This window comes from Streptomyces sp. NPDC014882 (genome assembly GCF_043081325.1).
GTDB lineage: Bacteria > Actinomycetota > Actinomycetes > Streptomycetales > Streptomycetaceae > Streptomyces.
Window position 1 is genome coordinate 32,890 of the sequence record NZ_JBIBWL010000004.1, and the last position, 14,175, is coordinate 47,064.

A 14,175-nucleotide genomic window follows, 5' to 3' on the forward strand; every position below is an offset into this window, starting at 1 on the left:
GGTAGGCGCCGGCCGCGGCGGTCGGCCAAGGCCAATCGGCGACCGCTGGACCGGTCGGGGAACCGGCCGCGCCCGCCCGGACGTTGATCGCGGTGGGGCGGGCGGCCCCGGCAGGCACGACGACCGGCGGAAGGACACTGCCCTGAACGGCACCGAGGCAAGGAACGACGAGGGCCCCCTCGTGCTGACGGGGGCGACCGGCTTCATCGGGTCCCATGCGCTCGGCGCGCTGCTGGACCGGGGAGTCCGTGTGCGGGCCCTGGTCCGCGCGCTCCCCGGCGGCGAGGCCGGGGCCGGGGCCGTCGAGTGGGTGCGCGGCGATCTGACCGACCCGGACGCGGTGCGCGGTCTGTGCGAGGGCGCGCGGACGGTCGTCCACCTGGCCTCGTACGTCGGCGCGGACGAGCGGCTGTGCGAGGAGGTCAACGTCGGCGGCACCCGTGCGCTGATGGCGGAGGCCCGGCGGGCCGGTGCCCGCCGCGTGGTGCACCTGTCGACGGCCGCGGTGTACGGCGCCGGCCCGCACCGGGGCATCGCCGTGGACGGGACACGGGCCGAGCCGGCCTCCGCCGTGAGCCGGACCCGGCTGGCCGGGGAGGCACCCGCCCGGGAGGCCGGCGCGGTCGTCCTGCGGCCGGGACTCGTGCTCGGCGCCGGGGACCGGTGGGTCGTGCCGGGCCTGCGGGAGCTGGTCGAGCGGGTGCCGGCCGAGTGGGACGGCGGCCGGGCCCTGCTCTCGGTGATCGACGTGGGCGACCTCGCCCGTCTGATCGCCGCGGTCGCCACCGGCCCCCACCCGGTCCCGTCCGGCGTGTACCACGCGGCTCACCCCGACCCCGTGCGCGTCGGCGACCTGCTGGCCGCGCTCGCGCGGTACGGCGTGCTGCCGCCCCGCCCGGACGCCGACTGGCCGTGGGCCACCTGCCTGGAGCGCCTGCGGGCCACCCCCGGCCGGGCCTCGGAACGCCAGTTCGCCCTGGTCGGCCGCGACCACTGGTACCGCGCCGACGAGATCTGGGAACTGACGGCCGAGCCGCCGGGACCCGGCCCGCTGAGCCGCCTTTCGGACGCGGCCGGGTGGTACCGGGAGCGGCTGGGACGGGGCGCCTGAGACAGCGCGGGGCACGGACCGGGGACACGGGCGCACCGGCCCGCGGGCGGCACGGGCCCGTGCCGCCCGGTCCGCCTCGCGCGTCGTCCGGGCCCGGTGACGTGCGGCACGGCGGTTCCCGGTGCGGAAGCCTTCCACCGCGCGGACTCACCGGCACGCTGGGATGCTGGAGTGAGCGTTGCCCAAGGCCTGACGAGAAGTGGCGGTGAACGCCATGCCGGCCCGAGCGGGACGATCCGGGTCACCGCGTGCCGCGCCCGCCGTGGCGGGTGGGGGAGCCAGCCCCGACCGCGCGGTTCCGGCCGCCCCGGCCCCGGTGCCGGGCCTCCGCCTCGGGCCGCCGACCATCCACGACATCCGAATCGAGGCGACGGTATGAGCGCGACGCACTCTTCGCACACCGGGACCGCCAAGCAGCAGTGGGCCGAGGGCCTGACGGTCTTCGCCGCCGTGACGCTCATGCTCGCGGGGATCCTGGACATCTTCCGCGGCATCATGGGGATCGCCGAGGACGACGTCTTCGTCACGACCCGCAGCTACGTCTTCCAGTTCGACCTCACCGGCTGGGGCTGGATCCACCTGGCGCTCGGCGTGGTGGCCGTGCTCGTCAGCATGGGGCTCTTCCGGGGGTCGATGTGGGCGCGGGTCTCCGGCGTGGCCATCGCGGGACTCCTCGTCATCGCCAACTTCCTGTCGCTGCCGTACTACCCGGTCTGGTCCGTCGTGATGATCGCCTTCTCCGGGTTCGTCATCTGGGCCCTGTGCATGCCGCGGTCGGACACCGCGTCGCTGCGCCACTGATCCTCCCGCGCGCGGGAGCGACGGCCGCCCGCGCGCCCCGACGGCCAGGAAGGCGGCGCGCGATGTGCCGATGGCTCGCCTACTCGGGCACGCCCGTTCTGCTCGAGACGATCCTCTACAAGCCGGAGCACTCACTGATCGACCAGAGCCTGCACTCCCGGATGGGCGTCGAGACGACCAACGGCGACGGCTTCGGAGTGGGATGGTACGGACCGGACCTGCAGACCCCCGCGGTCGTCCGTGACATCGGCCCGGCCTGGAGCAACCGCAATCTGCGGGAGATCGCGGGCCACGTCCGCTCCTCGCTCTTCTTCGCCCACATCCGCGCCTCGACGGGGACCGCGGTGCAGCAGACGAACTGCCACCCGTTCCGCCACGGCCGCTGGATGTGGATGCACAACGGCGCGATCGCCGAGTTCCACCGCGTACGGCGGGACCTGGCGCTGGCCGTCGACCCGGAGCTGTTCCTCGACATGGAGGGCTCCACGGACTCCGAGATGATGTTCTACCTGGCGCTCACCCTCGGCCTGGAGCAGGACCCGCCGAGCGCCGTCGCGCGCATGGCGGGCCTGGTGGAGCGGACCGGCCACGAGCACGGGGTGGAGTTCCCGCTGCAGATGACGGTCGCCGTGACGGACGGGGAGCGGCTGTGGGCGTTCCGCTACTCCAGCCTGAAGGCCTCGCGCTCGCTGTTCTACAGCACCCGGGTGGACACCCTGCGCGCCCTCCACCCCGATGTGGAGTTCCTGCAAGAGGTCTCCGACACCACGCGCCTCATCGTGTCCGAGCCGCTCGGCGACCTCCCCGGCGCCTGGAACGCGGTCCCCGAGGGCACGGGCGGCGTGGTGCAGCCCGGCGGCGACGAGATGTTCTCCTTCACCCCGCTGGAACCCGCCCTGGCGTGATCCGGCACCGCACGGGACGAGGTGGTGTCCCGCCGGGCCTTCCCGCGCGAACTGTTCCGATATATCGTTGACGCATCGCGATCGATCGACGAACGAATGAACGGAGTGATGGCGATGCGCACCCACGGATACGAGCGTGGACATGGACAGGACGGCTTCGCCCGGGGCGGCCGGGGCGGCTTCGACGGGCGTCGGGCCGCCTTCGGGCCCTTCGGCCCGGGTGGTCCGGGCTTCGGCCCCGGTGGCGGCTTCGGTCCGGGCTTCGGACCGGGACCCTGGGGCGGTCGGGGGCGTGGCGGACCCAGGGGGAGGGCGCGGCGCGGTGACGTGCGCGCCTCGATCCTGGCGCTGCTGAAGGACCGGTCCATGCACGGCTACGAGATGATCCAGGAGATCGCCGAGCGCAGCGGCGGCGCGTGGAAGCCCAGCCCCGGCTCGGTGTACCCCACCCTCCAACTGCTGGAGGACGAGGGCCTGATCGGCAGCGCGCCGGAGGGCGGCAAGAAGCTGTTCTCGCTCACCGAGGCGGGCCGCACGGTGGCCGAGGAGGGACCCGAGGCGCCCTGGGAGGAAGCCTCCCGCGGGGTCGACCGGGAGGCCCTCGGCGAGATCCGGCAGGCCGGTTTCGGTCTGATGGAGGCCTTCGGGCAGGTCTGGAGGACCGGCAGCAAGGAACAGCGGGAGAAGGCGCTCACGGTCGTCGACGACGCCCGCAGGAAGCTGTACCTGATCCTCGCCGACCAGGACTGACGGCTCGCCGACCAGGACTGACGGCCGTTCCGTACGGGAGCGGGGGCGCCCGGTGGAGGACTCCGCGGGGCGTTCTCCGCTTCCGTGTTCCCGGGGTCGCGGCTGTCGCGGGGCTGAGGCAAGGCGGCGCGCGCGGCTGGTGCGAGAACGGCCTGATCTCATCCGCAAGGAGGAGATTCCGGCACCCGCCGTCGGCTCTCCGTGGGACGCCAAGATGGTTCCCTCCGCGGATGACCCGGCCGGCCGGGACTGATGGGGTGGAGGACGTGCAACCCCGTATCCCCCGGCAGCCGGTCCGCGACCACGCGTTCCGGGCCATGGAAGACGACGCCGGGCTCAGTGCCGAGCTGGCGGCGGCGGTCGGGGGCGCTCGCCGGCGGGCCGTCCGGGACGGCGACCGGCAGATCGACACCGCGCACCTGCTGCACTCCCTCCTGGAGAGCGACCCGGAGGTGTGCGCCGTCCTCGGCGGGGGTCCGCGGCTCGCCCGCCTCTTCGGCTATCTCGTCCAGCGCAGCATCGGCTACGGCCTGCGCTGGCAGGGCGGCGTCGAGGAATCCGGCGCCCTGCCCGCCGTCGCGCCCGCCGAGGGCTTCTCGCCCCTCGCCTCCGCCGCGCTGTGGCACGCGCGGGCCCGTGCCGCCGGGCGCCCGGGACCCGGCGCCCCCGGCGCGGGCCGGCTTCCCGGCGCGGGCGGCGTCGCCCGCGGTGTCGACCTGCTCGCCGCGATCCTCGCCGACCCGCAGGCCCGTGCCGTCGAGGTGCTGGGCCGGGCCGGCATCGACCCGCTGGAGGTGTGCGCCCGGATCGACGGCTGCCTCGACGAGTGCGACGGCGACGGTGCCGTCGCCGGAGACGCTGCCGGCGACGCACCCTGACCCGGGCGGGGTCCCTTCCCCGTCCAGCGACTGAGACAGGTGTCAACCGGGGTGACGGTCATGTCGTGGCCTGTCATCATGTGCCGGTGCGTACGTCTGTGAGCAGTCAGGTCAGTCGCGGGAAGGGCATCGGGCTCTCTCTCGCGGTCGGGTCGGCCATCGCCTTCGGCGGATCGGGAGTGGCGGCGAAGCCGCTGATCGAGGCGGGCCTCGACCCGCTGCACGTGGTGTGGCTGCGCGTGACGGGCGCGGCCCTGGTCATGCTGCCGCTGGCGGTGCGCCACCGCGCGCTGGTGCGCCGCCGTCCCGCGCTGCTCGCCGGGTTCGGACTGCTCGGCGTGGCCGGCGTCCAGGCGTTCTACTTCGCCTCCCTCTCCCGCATCCCCGTCGGCGTCGCCCTGCTCGTCGAGTACCTGGCGCCCGCCCTCGTGCTCGGCTGGGTGCGGTTCGTGCAGCGGCGGCCGGTGACGCGGGCCGCCGCGCTCGGCGTGGTCCTCGCGGTGGGCGGGCTCGCCTGTGTCGTCGAGGTCTGGTCGGGGCTCGGCTTCGACGCCCTCGGCCTGGCCCTGGCGCTGGCCGCCGCCTGCTGCCAGGTCGGCTACTTCGTCCTGTCCGACCAGGGCGGCGACTCCGGCGACGACGCCCCCGACCCGCTCGGCGTGATCGCCTACGGCCTTCTCGTCGGCGCCGTCGTCCTGACGGCCGTGGCCCGCCCCTGGGGCATGGACCGGTCGGTGCTCACGGGCACCGCCGCGATGGACGGCACCGAGGTCCCGGCCTGGCTGCTGCTCGGCTGGATCGTCCTGATCGCCACGGTCGTCGCGTACGTCACCGGCGTGGTCTCCGTGCGCCGGCTCTCCCCGCAGGTGGCGGGTGTCGTGGCCTGCCTGGAGGCGGTCATCGCCACCGTGCTCGCCTGGGTCCTGCTCGGCGAGCACCTCTCGCCGCCGCAGGTCGTCGGGGGCGCGGTCGTCCTGCTGGGCGCGTTCATCGCCCAGTCGTCCGCCCCCGCCAAGGGTTCCCCGGACCCGATGGCCGCAGGCGGCCCGGAGCGGGAGCTGTCCGCCCGCGGGACGGCGACCTGACGGGGGCTCGAGCGAGGGCGGAGGTCCGCCGGGCGGACCGTGCGGCCCCGGCGCACCGGCCGGCCCGCCCGGTACGCCGGGAGAACCGGACCCGGCTTCCGCGGCCCCGCCGTCACGCCCCGGGGCCGCGGCGCAGCAGGTGCTCGCGGGCCGCCGCGTCGCCCGGACCGCCGCGTGCCGCGAGGCCCGCCGCGATGCGCTCCCGGGTTCCGGCGGGCCGGTGGTCCGCGTACTCGAACTCGGCCCGTACGCCCGTCACCTCGAGCCGGATCCCGCGGATCCCGGAGAGCGGACGGCCGTACGGCACCTCGCCCGCCGCGACCCGGGCGGAGCCGCCCTCCGGCTGGAAGTGGCCCGTCTGCCGGTTCAGCAGGCCGGCCTCGGCCTCCGGGTCGTCGACCGGGTGAGCCGTGCAGCGCAGTTGGACCGCCGTGTGGAAACTCGTCGGGGTGCCGTGCTCGGCCGGCTCCTCCGGCGGCGCCTGCCAGGGGCCGGGAACGTACACGTGGTCGTCGACCACGCTGAGCACGACCTCGGGGCCGGCCTCCAGGGCCGCCCACAGCGGGTTCGGCCGGGCGAGGTGGGCGGCGGCCTCGCCGCGGCCGGCGTCGTGGGCGAAGTGCGGGGGCCGGACCCACGGGGCCCCGCCCGGAAGGCCGTTGACGGCGAGCCGGCCGAAGCCGTGCGCGGCCGGCCACCGCTGCCGCTCGGCGTCGTCGTGGGGCGCGTCCCAGGGCCGGATCAGTATCACAGGGCCCCGAGGTAGGCGGGGAGTCCGGTGCCGGGCGGCAGGTCGGCCTCCGGGACCGGGGTGCCGTAGCCCTTGCGGAGGGGGATCACGCCGGCCCAGTGCGGGAGGGCGAGGTCCTCGGGCTCCTCGTTCACGCCGCCGGTGCGGGTCTTGGCCGAGACCTCGTTCAGGTCGATGCGGATGACCGCGGTGGCGGCCAGCTCCTTCTTGTTCGCGGGCCGGGAGTCCGCGGCACGGCCGGGGACGACGTGGTCCACCAGGGCGTCCAGGGCCAGGAGCTTCTCCTCGTGGTCGGTCACGTCGTGGGCGAGGCCGTGCACGACGACGGAGCGGTAGTTGACCGAGTGGTGGAAGGCCGAGCGGGCCAGCACCAGTCCGTCGACGTGCGTCACCGTCAGGCACACCGGCAGACCCGGGGCGGCCCGCCCCGTCATCCGCAGCGGGCGCGAGCCCGTCGACCCGTGCACGTAGAGCGTCTCGCCGACCCGGCCGTAGAGCGTGGGCAGCACCACCGGCACGCCGTCGCGGACGAAGCCCAGGTGGCAGACGTACCCCTCGTCGAGTATCGCGTGCACCAGGTCCCTGTCGTAGGAGGCCCGCTCGGCGGACCGGGTGGGGACCGTGCGGTCGGTCGGGGTGTAGGCGGCCGGCGGCGTCGACGGCGCGGTTCCCTGCGGCTGCGTGGTCCCCTGCATGGCGCTCTCCATTGCACTAGTGCATAATCGTGTTTGTGCTAGGAGAGTATCCGATCAAAGGGCGGCGCGCAGCCGACATCTCCGCGAGCGTCGAGCGGGCGGTGGGCGCCGGTGAGCTGGAGCCCGGGCGACTTCTGCCCCCGATGCGGGAGTTGGCCGAGCGGCTCGGGGTGAACCCGAACACCGTCGCGGCCGCCTACCGCACCCTGCGCGAGCGCGGGGTGATCGAGACCGACGGCCGGCGGGGCAGCAGAGTGCGGTCCAAGCCGGCCACGACCGGCCGCGAGTCCGTCCGGGTGGAGGTGCCGGAGGGGGTGCGGGACGTGTCGGCGGGCAATCCGGACCCCGCGCTGCTGCCGCCGCTCGGTCCGGCGTTCGCCCGGGCCGCCGACCGGGGCGACCGGCAACCGGTCCTCTACGGGGACGAGCCGGTCGAACCCGAACTGGCCCGGCGGGCCCGCGCCGAGCTGGACGCCGACGGGGTCCCGGCCGGGCCGGTGGCCGTCACCTCCGGCTCGCTCGACGCCGTCGAGCGGGTGCTCGCCGCGCACCTCAGGCCCGGCGACACGGTGGCCGTCGAGGATCCCGGCTGGGGTTCGCTCCTCGACCTCGTCCCGGCACTCGGCCTGCGCACCGTCCCGGTGGGTCTCGACGACGACGGACCGCTCCCGCAGGACGTGGACCGCGCCCTGTCGTCCGGCGCACGCGCCCTGATCGTGACCGACCGGGCGCAGAACCCGACCGGCGCCGTGCTCGGCGCCGCCCGCGCGCGGGCCCTGCGGGCCGTGCTGCGCCGGTTTCCGGAGACCCTGCTCGTCGAGGACGACCACGGTCACCGGATCGTCGACCTGCCCCTGCATCCCCTCGCGGGCGTCACCCGGCACTGGGCCTTCGTCCGCTCCGTCGCCAAGGCCTACGGCCCCGACCTGCGGCTCGCCGTCCTCACCGGCGACGAGGTCACCCTCGACCGGGTCCGCGGGCGCCAACGCCTCGGGCCCGGCTGGGTCAGCAGGATCACCCAGCGGGCCGTCGTGCGGCTGTGGGCCGACGGCGCGGTGGACACCGCGGCGGTCGCGGGGGCGTACGGCAGGCGCCGGGACGCGCTGATCGGCGCGCTGGCCGAGCGGGGGATCGCGGCGTGGGGCCGCTGCGGGATGAACGTGTGGGTCCCGGTGCCCGACGAGACCGGGGCGGTGGCGCGGCTGCTGCACGCGGGATGGGCGGTCGCGCCCGGCGCGCGGTTCCGGCTCGCGGCTCCGCCCGGCATCCGGATCACCGTGTCGACGCTGGGGGAGGGGGAGGCGGAGGCCCTGGCGGACGCGGTGGCCTCGGCGGTACGGGTGGGGAGGGGGCGGGGGGTCGTGTAGCGGGGGCCCGGGCCGCGCCACCGGCGCACGCCTCGGCGTGCACCGGTGACGTCGTTCCCGCGCCCTTTTCCCCGCGCCCCTTTCGTCCGCCTTCTCGTCCGTCGCTCCTCATCCGCGGCTCCCCGTCCGCTGCTCCTCCGCGTCCGTGCCCGGGTGCTACGCCTTGGGCCGCACCTGGGTCAGCGCCGCTCCCGCCAGGACGATCACCGCTCCCACCGGTGTCGACCAGGTCAGGGACTCGCCGAGCAGGGCCACGCCCGCCGCCGTCGCGATGACCGGGATGAAGTAGGTGACCATCTGGGCGGTCGTCGGGCCGACCTCGGTGACCAGGCCGTACTGGATCAGGAGGGCCAGGCCGGTGCCCAGGGCGCCCAGGGCGGCGACCGCCAGCAGCGGCAGCAGCGGGAAGCGCGTCGGGAACGTGGTGAACAACGGGGTGACCACGGCGAGTTGCAGGGTGGCCAGGAACAGCTGGGCGCCGGTCATCGACAGAGCCGAGCTGCCGGTGCCGGCCAGGGTGCGGCGGACGTAGATCCATCCGATCGGGTAGCTCAGCGAGGCCAGCAGCGCCAGCGCCGTGCCGCGGGCGTCGAGCCCGCTGAAGCCCTGCCAGGCACCCAGGACCGTCAGCACGCCGAGGAAGCCGAGGCCGAGGCCCGCCACCCTCACCCGGGTGGGCCGGTCCTCGGAGAGGGCCACCAGGGACAGGGCCATGCCCCACAGCGGCGAGGTCGCGTTGCAGATGCCCGCCAGGGTGGACGGGATGGTCAGTTCCGCGTAGGCGAACAGGGAGAACGGCAGCGCGTTCAGGAGCAGCGCGGCGACGGTCAGGTGCGCCCAGGTGCGGGCCCCGCGCGGCAGCCGGTCCCGCTTCACCGCGATGGCCACCGCCAGCACCGCCGTGCCGAACGCCAGCCGGCCGAGCGTGACCTGGAACGGCGCGTAGCTTCCCGTGCCCACCTTGATGAGCAGGAAGCTGAAGCCCCAGATCAGGGAGAGGAACCCGAAGCGCAGCCGCCAGTCCAGGGTGCCGCGGGGGCGGCCGGCCGGCCGGACGTCCGTGGGCGTGGACGTGGACGGGGAGGCTGCGCCGGGCGCCGGCGCGGAGGCGGGCACCGGGGTGGGGACGGGCGCGGATGCGGAGGCGGGCGTGGGCGCGGACGGAGAACCCGTGGTGGCGGCGGTGGTCATGGTCCTCACCGTCCCCGACAACGACGTCGTAGCACAAGCGAGAATTCGCGAGCAATATTTCGTAGCATCGCTTACATGTTGAATCTGGAGCGCCTGCGTACCCTCGACGCCCTCGCCCGGCACGGCTCGGTCAGCGGCGCCGCCGCGGGGCTGCACATCACCACCTCGGCCGTCTCGCAGCAGATGGCCAAACTGGAACGCGAGGTCGGCCAGCGGCTCCTCGCCAAGAACGGGCGGGGCGTCCGGCTCACGGACGCGGGCCGGCTGCTCGCCGACCACGCGGCCCGCATCCTCTCGCAGGTCGAGCTGGCCCAGTCGGACCTGGAGGCCCAGCGCGGCCAGGTGGTGGGGGAGCTGAGGCTGTCGGCGTTCCCGACCGCCGCGCGCGGGCTGTTCCCCACCGCGCTCGCCGGTCTGCGCGGGGAGCACCCGGGGCTCCGCGTGCGCTCCTGCGAACTGGAGCCGGAGCGCGGGATCGCCGGGGTGATCCGCGGCGACCTCGACCTCGCCGTCGTCCTGGACTGGTACAACAAGCCGATGCCGGTACCGGACGGGCTGGTCAAGGCGCCGATCCTGGACGACCCCGCCGACGTGGCGATGCCGGCCGGGCACCCGCTCGCGGGGCGGGACGAGGTGGACCTCACGGAGTTCGCCGGGGACGAGTGGATCACCTGGGCCGACGGCGAGTTCTGCCACGAGTGGCTGATGTTCACGCTCCGCTCGCGGGGCGTCGAGCCGATCGTCGGCCACCGGGCGGCCGAGACGCACACCCAACTGGGCCTGGTGGCGGCCGGGCTGGGAGTGTGCATCGCCCCGCTGCTCGGACGCCACCCGGTGCCGGAGGGAATCGTCATGGTCCCGCTCCGGCAGCGGCTGCGCCGGCACGTCTACGCACTGTGGCGGGCGGACGCCGACCGCCGCCCGTCGATCAGGGCGGCGGTGCGGGCGCTGAAGTCGGCCGCCGACAACCTCGGCTGACACCGGCCGGCCGCCGGCCGGTCCTGCTCCCGCGGGCCTGCCGCCGGCCCGGCTCCCGAGGACCTGCCGCCGGCCCGCCGTCGACGGCCCGGCTCCCGCCGACCCGTGTCCCGCAAGCCGACTGCCGCAGGACCGGGGCGGCCCGCCGGTCCGCCGCCGGCCGACACACCGTGGACCGACGGGGCCGGCCCCTACAGGTCGGCCAGCTTGCGGAAGTCCCACGACACGATCTTCTCCGGGCGCAGCCGCACCCACGCGTGCCGTCCGTCGTGCGGCATGGCGTCCAGACCGAAGTTCTTGCGGGCGAACAGCGTCTCCACGGAGTCGAGTTCGGCGCAGAGTCCGCCGGTGCGCGGGATCTCGCCCACGAACTCCACGGTGCCGGACAGCTCCACGCCCCGCAGCGACTCGTACTCCTCTCCGCTGTCGACCACGATCGCGACCCGTGGGTCCCGGCGCAGGTCCGCCCAGCGCCTGCTGCGCACCACGGAGTACAGCCACAGCGCGGAGCCGTCCCACAGGAACCACAGCGCGCTCACGTGCGGGGCGCCGTCGGCGGACACGGTGGCCACCCGGCAGGTGCGCTGGGTGGTGAGGAACGCGCTCACCTCGCCCGGAGACATCATGATCTTCCGGCCCCTGCGCTGGGTGACGGTCATCCGTACCTCTTCTCTCTCGGCTTCCCTCACGTCACGCACGTCGTGCCGGAGGCATCCCTGACATCACGTCAGGAAAGGGCGGTCCGCCCGCACAGGATGGGTCCTCATCCCCGCTCGCGCAACGGCGGTCCTCCTCACGCGACGCGGCGGACGCGGCGGACGCGGCGCGGCGGGGCGAGGAGGCACGGACGGGACGGACAGGACGCGGCGGGCGCGTCAGGCCAGCGTGATCGAGTCGCCGCTCACGCTGATCGGCACCTCGGGCAGGGGCTTCGTCGCCGGGCCGCTCTTGACGCTGCCGTCGGCGACGGAGAAGTTGCTGTTGTGGCAGGGGCAGTTGATGACCCCGTCGGCGATGCTCTTCACCGCGCAGCCCTGGTGCGTGCACACCGCCGAGTAGGCCTTGTACTCGCCCGCCGTCGGCTGCACGACGACCACCTTCCGGTCGGCGAACACCTTCCCGCCGCCCTCGGGGATGTCCGCGGTCGTCGCCAGGGCCGCACCCGCCGCGGCCCCGCCGCCGGCGGCAGCGGACCCGGAACCGCCGCCGGCCGCCCCCGAGGAGTCCACCGAAGCGGACGAGTCGTCGTCGGAGCCCCCGCACGCGGTCAGCGCGGCGGCGAGCCCCGCGGCTCCGGCTGCCGCGACGACGGTGCGGCGGGCGGGTCCCGAGGCGGGGTGGAACGATGCGCTGGTCATGCTGGGGTTCCCTTCGGGCGGATGCGACGGTGTGCCGAGAGGTACGGGCCACGGGTGCCGCCCGTTCAGCGGCGGTCGGGCCCGTTCGGACCGTGCCGGGAGCCCGGCCCGTCCGGGACGGGCCGGGCGTGAGCCGCAGCTGCCGCGGAGCCGTCGGCCGGGCCCCGCGGGTCCGCGCGGCCCCGGTAGCCTGGGGCGATGCTCAGGGAAGTCATCGCGACCCGTTTCATCACGCCCCTGCGTGAGGGCGGCTCGTTGCCGGGCCTCGTCGAGGCCGACGACCTCGCCGCCTACGTCCTGAAGTTCACCGGCGCCGGGCAGGGCCGCAAGACCCTCGTCGCCGAGGTCGTCTGCGGAGAACTCGCCCGCCGCCTGGGACTGAGGGTTCCGCGCCTGGTCACCGTGGAACTGGACGCCGTGCTGGGCCTCGGCGAACCCGAACAGCAGGTGCAGAACCTCCTCCGGTCCAGCGGCGGGACCAACCTCGGCATGGACTTCCTGTCCGGAGCCCTCGGCTTCGACCCGCTCGCCTTCCCGGTCGACCCCGCCGAAGCCGGGCGGATCGTCTGGTTCGACGCGCTGGTCAACAACGTCGACCGCTCCTGGCGCAACCCCAACCTGCTGGTGCACCGCGGCGACCTGTGGCTCATCGACCACGGCGCCACCATGATCTGGCACCACAACTGGCCCTCCGCCGGGACCTCCGCGGCCCGCCCCTACGACGCCACGGACCACGCCCTCGCCCGCTTCCGCCCGGACGTCGAGGCCGCCGCGGCCGAGCTGGCCCCCCTCGTCACCGCCGACCTCCTCGCCGAGGTCACCGCCGAGATCCCCGACGCCTGGCTGACCGGCGAGCCCGGCTTCGACACCCCGGACGCGCTCCGGCGTGCCTACGCGGCACCCCTCCTCGCGCGCGCCACCGTCATCCACGAACGCATCGAGAGGGACCGGTGAACGAGCGCCACATCATCAGGGCCGGCGAGGCCAACGAGCGGGACGTCTACGAGTACGCCCTGCTGCGGATCGTGCCCCGCGTCGAGCGCGGCGAGCGCATCAACGCGGGCGTGCTCGTCTACTGCCGGGCCCAGGGCTACGTCGGCGCCCGCACCCACCTCGACGAGGCCCGGCTGCTGGCGCTGGACCCGGCCGCGGACGTGGCCGGGGTGCGCGCCGCGCTGCGCGCCGTGGAGGACCTGTGCGGCGGCGGCGAGGCGGCCGGACAGGCGGCGCACGACGACGCCGGACGGAGGTTCCGCTGGCTGATCGCGCCCCGCTCGACGGTCGTCCGGCCGGGGCCCGTGCACACCGGGCTCACCACCGATCCCGCGGCCGAGACCGATCGCCTGCTGGACCTCCTGGTGAGATGACCGTCCGGGTGATGGATCACACCGCCCCCGTGTGGCGTTGACACCGGGTGCCAAGGCTTCTAGCGTCACGTCTGCCGAAGGTACTAAGCGGTCGCTCACCGAATCGACGGTGATCAGGACGGTCGCTCCCCACACGGACGTACATTCTCGAGGGCGAGGAGAAGCAGCAATGTCCACCACAGAGCAGCGGGTCGCAGTAGTCACGGGCGCGGCGCGCGGCATCGGTGCCGCCACCGCCGTACGGCTGGCCGCCGAGGGCCGCGCGGTCGCGGTGATCGACCTCGACGAGGCAGCCTGCAAGGACACCGTCGAGAAGATCACCGCGGCGGGCGGCCGGGCGATCGCGGTCGGCGCCGACGTCTCCGACGAGGCCCAGGTCGAGGCGGCCGTCGCGCGCGTCGTCGAGGAGCTGGGCGCCCCGACGATCCTCGTCAACAACGCGGGCGTGCTCCGCGACAACCTGCTGTTCAAGATGAGCGCCGGCGACTGGGACACGGTGCTCAACGTGCACCTGCGCGGTTCGTTCCTGATGACCAAGGCGGTCCAGAAGCACATGGTCGACGCCGGCTTCGGCCGGATCGTCAACCTCTCCTCGTCCTCCGCGCTCGGCAACCGGGGCCAGGCCAACTACTCCGCCGCCAAGGCCGGTCTGCAGGGCTTCACCAAGACCCTCGCCATCGAGCTGGGCAAGTTCGGCGTCACCGCCAACGCCGTCGCCCCGGGCTTCATCGCCACCGACATGACGGCCGCGACCGCCGCCCGCGTCGGCATGGGCTTCGAGGAGTTCAAGGCCGCCGCCGCCACCCAGATCCCGGTGGCGCGCGTCGGCGAGCCCGACGACATCGCCAACGCGATCGCGTTCTTCACCGGCGAGGCCGCCGGTTTCGTCTCCGGCCAGGTGCTGTACGTCGCCGGCGGACCGCTCAACTAGACCCCCA

At 74.7% G+C, this 14,175-nt stretch carries 16 protein-coding genes; 11 read left to right on the plus strand and 5 right to left on the minus strand.

All coding sequences use genetic code 11. From position 1 onward, the window contains the following. Positions 1-181 precede the first annotated feature (181 nt). The 6 genes from ACF09K_RS11350 to ACF09K_RS11375 all read left to right on the plus strand — a co-directional run bounded on the left by ACF09K_RS11350 (position 182) and on the right by ACF09K_RS11375 (position 5,530). Complete coding sequence (locus ACF09K_RS11350) at positions 182-1,111, plus strand: NAD-dependent epimerase/dehydratase family protein (RefSeq protein ID WP_392242510.1); 930 nt, start codon at positions 182-184, stop codon at positions 1,109-1,111. A 375-nt stretch (positions 1,112-1,486) separates the two neighbouring features. Next, the gene (locus ACF09K_RS11355; protein WP_392242512.1) at positions 1,487-1,912 is read left to right on the plus strand and encodes a hypothetical protein; all 426 of its coding nucleotides are present in this window, start codon (positions 1,487-1,489) and stop codon (positions 1,910-1,912) included. A 62-nt stretch (positions 1,913-1,974) separates the two neighbouring features. Continuing rightward, positions 1,975-2,817, plus strand: coding sequence for a class II glutamine amidotransferase (locus ACF09K_RS11360; protein WP_392242513.1), 843 nt, complete (start codon positions 1,975-1,977; stop codon positions 2,815-2,817). 114 nt (positions 2,818-2,931) lie between these two features. Next, a complete protein-coding gene (locus ACF09K_RS11365; protein WP_392242515.1) occupies positions 2,932-3,567 on the plus strand; it encodes a PadR family transcriptional regulator in 636 nt (211 codons plus the stop codon). A 266-nt stretch (positions 3,568-3,833) separates the two neighbouring features. Further along, the gene (locus ACF09K_RS11370) at positions 3,834-4,445 is read left to right on the plus strand and encodes a Clp protease N-terminal domain-containing protein (RefSeq protein ID WP_392242517.1); all 612 of its coding nucleotides are present in this window, start codon (positions 3,834-3,836) and stop codon (positions 4,443-4,445) included. 80 nt (positions 4,446-4,525) lie between these two features. Beyond that, complete coding sequence (locus tag ACF09K_RS11375) at positions 4,526-5,530, plus strand: DMT family transporter (protein ID WP_392243174.1); 1,005 nt, start codon at positions 4,526-4,528, stop codon at positions 5,528-5,530. A 112-nt stretch (positions 5,531-5,642) separates the two neighbouring features. Here ACF09K_RS11375 and ACF09K_RS11380 read toward each other — a convergent pair whose 3' ends face one another. Then, positions 5,643-6,278: an FMN-binding negative transcriptional regulator gene (locus ACF09K_RS11380; protein WP_392243175.1), complete on the minus strand. Its 636-nt coding sequence runs from the start codon at positions 6,276-6,278 to the stop codon at positions 5,643-5,645. Continuing rightward, positions 6,278-6,976, minus strand: a complete 699-nt coding sequence (locus ACF09K_RS11385; RefSeq protein ID WP_392242519.1) for a pyridoxamine 5'-phosphate oxidase family protein — start codon at positions 6,974-6,976, stop codon at positions 6,278-6,280. The genes ACF09K_RS11380 and ACF09K_RS11385 overlap by 1 nt, the downstream gene beginning before the upstream one ends. Before the next feature lie 35 nt (positions 6,977-7,011). Here ACF09K_RS11385 and ACF09K_RS11390 point away from each other — a divergent pair, with 35 nt between their 5' ends. Beyond that, entirely contained in the window at positions 7,012-8,343 is a 1,332-nt protein-coding gene (locus ACF09K_RS11390) for an aminotransferase class I/II-fold pyridoxal phosphate-dependent enzyme (protein WP_392242521.1), read from the plus strand. A gap of 156 nt (positions 8,344-8,499) precedes the next feature. Here ACF09K_RS11390 and ACF09K_RS11395 read toward each other — a convergent pair whose 3' ends face one another. After that, positions 8,500-9,534: a DMT family transporter gene (locus ACF09K_RS11395; RefSeq protein ID WP_392242522.1), complete on the minus strand. Its 1,035-nt coding sequence runs from the start codon at positions 9,532-9,534 to the stop codon at positions 8,500-8,502. Between the two features lie 75 nt (positions 9,535-9,609). Between ACF09K_RS11395 and ACF09K_RS11400 the strand changes: the two genes are divergently transcribed. Continuing rightward, positions 9,610-10,512: a LysR family transcriptional regulator gene (locus tag ACF09K_RS11400; protein WP_392242523.1), complete on the plus strand. Its 903-nt coding sequence runs from the start codon at positions 9,610-9,612 to the stop codon at positions 10,510-10,512. A gap of 191 nt (positions 10,513-10,703) precedes the next feature. Here ACF09K_RS11400 and ACF09K_RS11405 read toward each other — a convergent pair whose 3' ends face one another. Together ACF09K_RS11405 and ACF09K_RS11410 are read right to left on the minus strand one after the other, a co-directional pair. Further along, positions 10,704-11,171 (minus strand): pyridoxamine 5'-phosphate oxidase family protein, encoded by a 468-nt coding sequence (locus ACF09K_RS11405; protein ID WP_392242524.1) that lies wholly within the window; start codon positions 11,169-11,171, stop codon positions 10,704-10,706. A gap of 216 nt (positions 11,172-11,387) precedes the next feature. After that, positions 11,388-11,870, minus strand: coding sequence for a Rieske (2Fe-2S) protein (locus ACF09K_RS11410; RefSeq protein ID WP_392242525.1), 483 nt, complete (start codon positions 11,868-11,870; stop codon positions 11,388-11,390). A gap of 198 nt (positions 11,871-12,068) precedes the next feature. On the opposite strand from ACF09K_RS11410, the gene ACF09K_RS11415 reads away from it, so the two are divergent. From ACF09K_RS11415 to fabG, 3 genes are all read left to right on the plus strand, one after another. Next, a complete protein-coding gene (locus ACF09K_RS11415; RefSeq protein WP_392242527.1) occupies positions 12,069-12,824 on the plus strand; it encodes a HipA family kinase in 756 nt (251 codons plus the stop codon). Then, positions 12,821-13,237: a DUF3037 domain-containing protein gene (locus ACF09K_RS11420; RefSeq protein WP_392242529.1), complete on the plus strand. Its 417-nt coding sequence runs from the start codon at positions 12,821-12,823 to the stop codon at positions 13,235-13,237. Before ACF09K_RS11415 ends, ACF09K_RS11420 begins: the two co-directional genes overlap by 4 nt. A 169-nt stretch (positions 13,238-13,406) precedes the next feature. Then, on the plus strand, positions 13,407-14,168 hold the full coding sequence (fabG, locus tag ACF09K_RS11425; RefSeq protein WP_392242531.1) for a 3-oxoacyl-ACP reductase FabG: 762 nt from the start codon (positions 13,407-13,409) through the stop codon (positions 14,166-14,168). Positions 14,169-14,175: the final 7 nt, after the last annotated feature.

Excerpts from the sequence above, each read along its gene's own strand:
- ACF09K_RS11360 (WP_392242513.1), top strand. The coding sequence starts at position 1,975 with ATGTGCCGATGGCTCGCCTACTCGGGCACGCCCGTTCTGCTCGAGACG.
- ACF09K_RS11385 (WP_392242519.1), bottom strand. The coding sequence starts at position 6,976 with ATGCAGGGGACCACGCAGCCGCAGGGAACCGCGCCGTCGACGCCGCCG.
- ACF09K_RS11405 (WP_392242524.1), bottom strand. The coding sequence starts at position 11,171 with ATGACCGTCACCCAGCGCAGGGGCCGGAAGATCATGATGTCTCCGGGC.
- ACF09K_RS11395 (WP_392242522.1), bottom strand. The coding sequence starts at position 9,534 with ATGACCACCGCCGCCACCACGGGTTCTCCGTCCGCGCCCACGCCCGCC.
- ACF09K_RS11410 (WP_392242525.1), bottom strand. The coding sequence starts at position 11,870 with ATGACCAGCGCATCGTTCCACCCCGCCTCGGGACCCGCCCGCCGCACC.
- ACF09K_RS11355 (WP_392242512.1), top strand. The coding sequence starts at position 1,487 with ATGAGCGCGACGCACTCTTCGCACACCGGGACCGCCAAGCAGCAGTGG.
- ACF09K_RS11415 (WP_392242527.1), top strand. The coding sequence starts at position 12,069 with ATGCTCAGGGAAGTCATCGCGACCCGTTTCATCACGCCCCTGCGTGAG.
- ACF09K_RS11400 (WP_392242523.1), top strand. The coding sequence starts at position 9,610 with ATGTTGAATCTGGAGCGCCTGCGTACCCTCGACGCCCTCGCCCGGCAC.
- ACF09K_RS11365 (WP_392242515.1), top strand. The coding sequence starts at position 2,932 with ATGCGCACCCACGGATACGAGCGTGGACATGGACAGGACGGCTTCGCC.
- fabG (WP_392242531.1), top strand. The coding sequence starts at position 13,407 with ATGTCCACCACAGAGCAGCGGGTCGCAGTAGTCACGGGCGCGGCGCGC.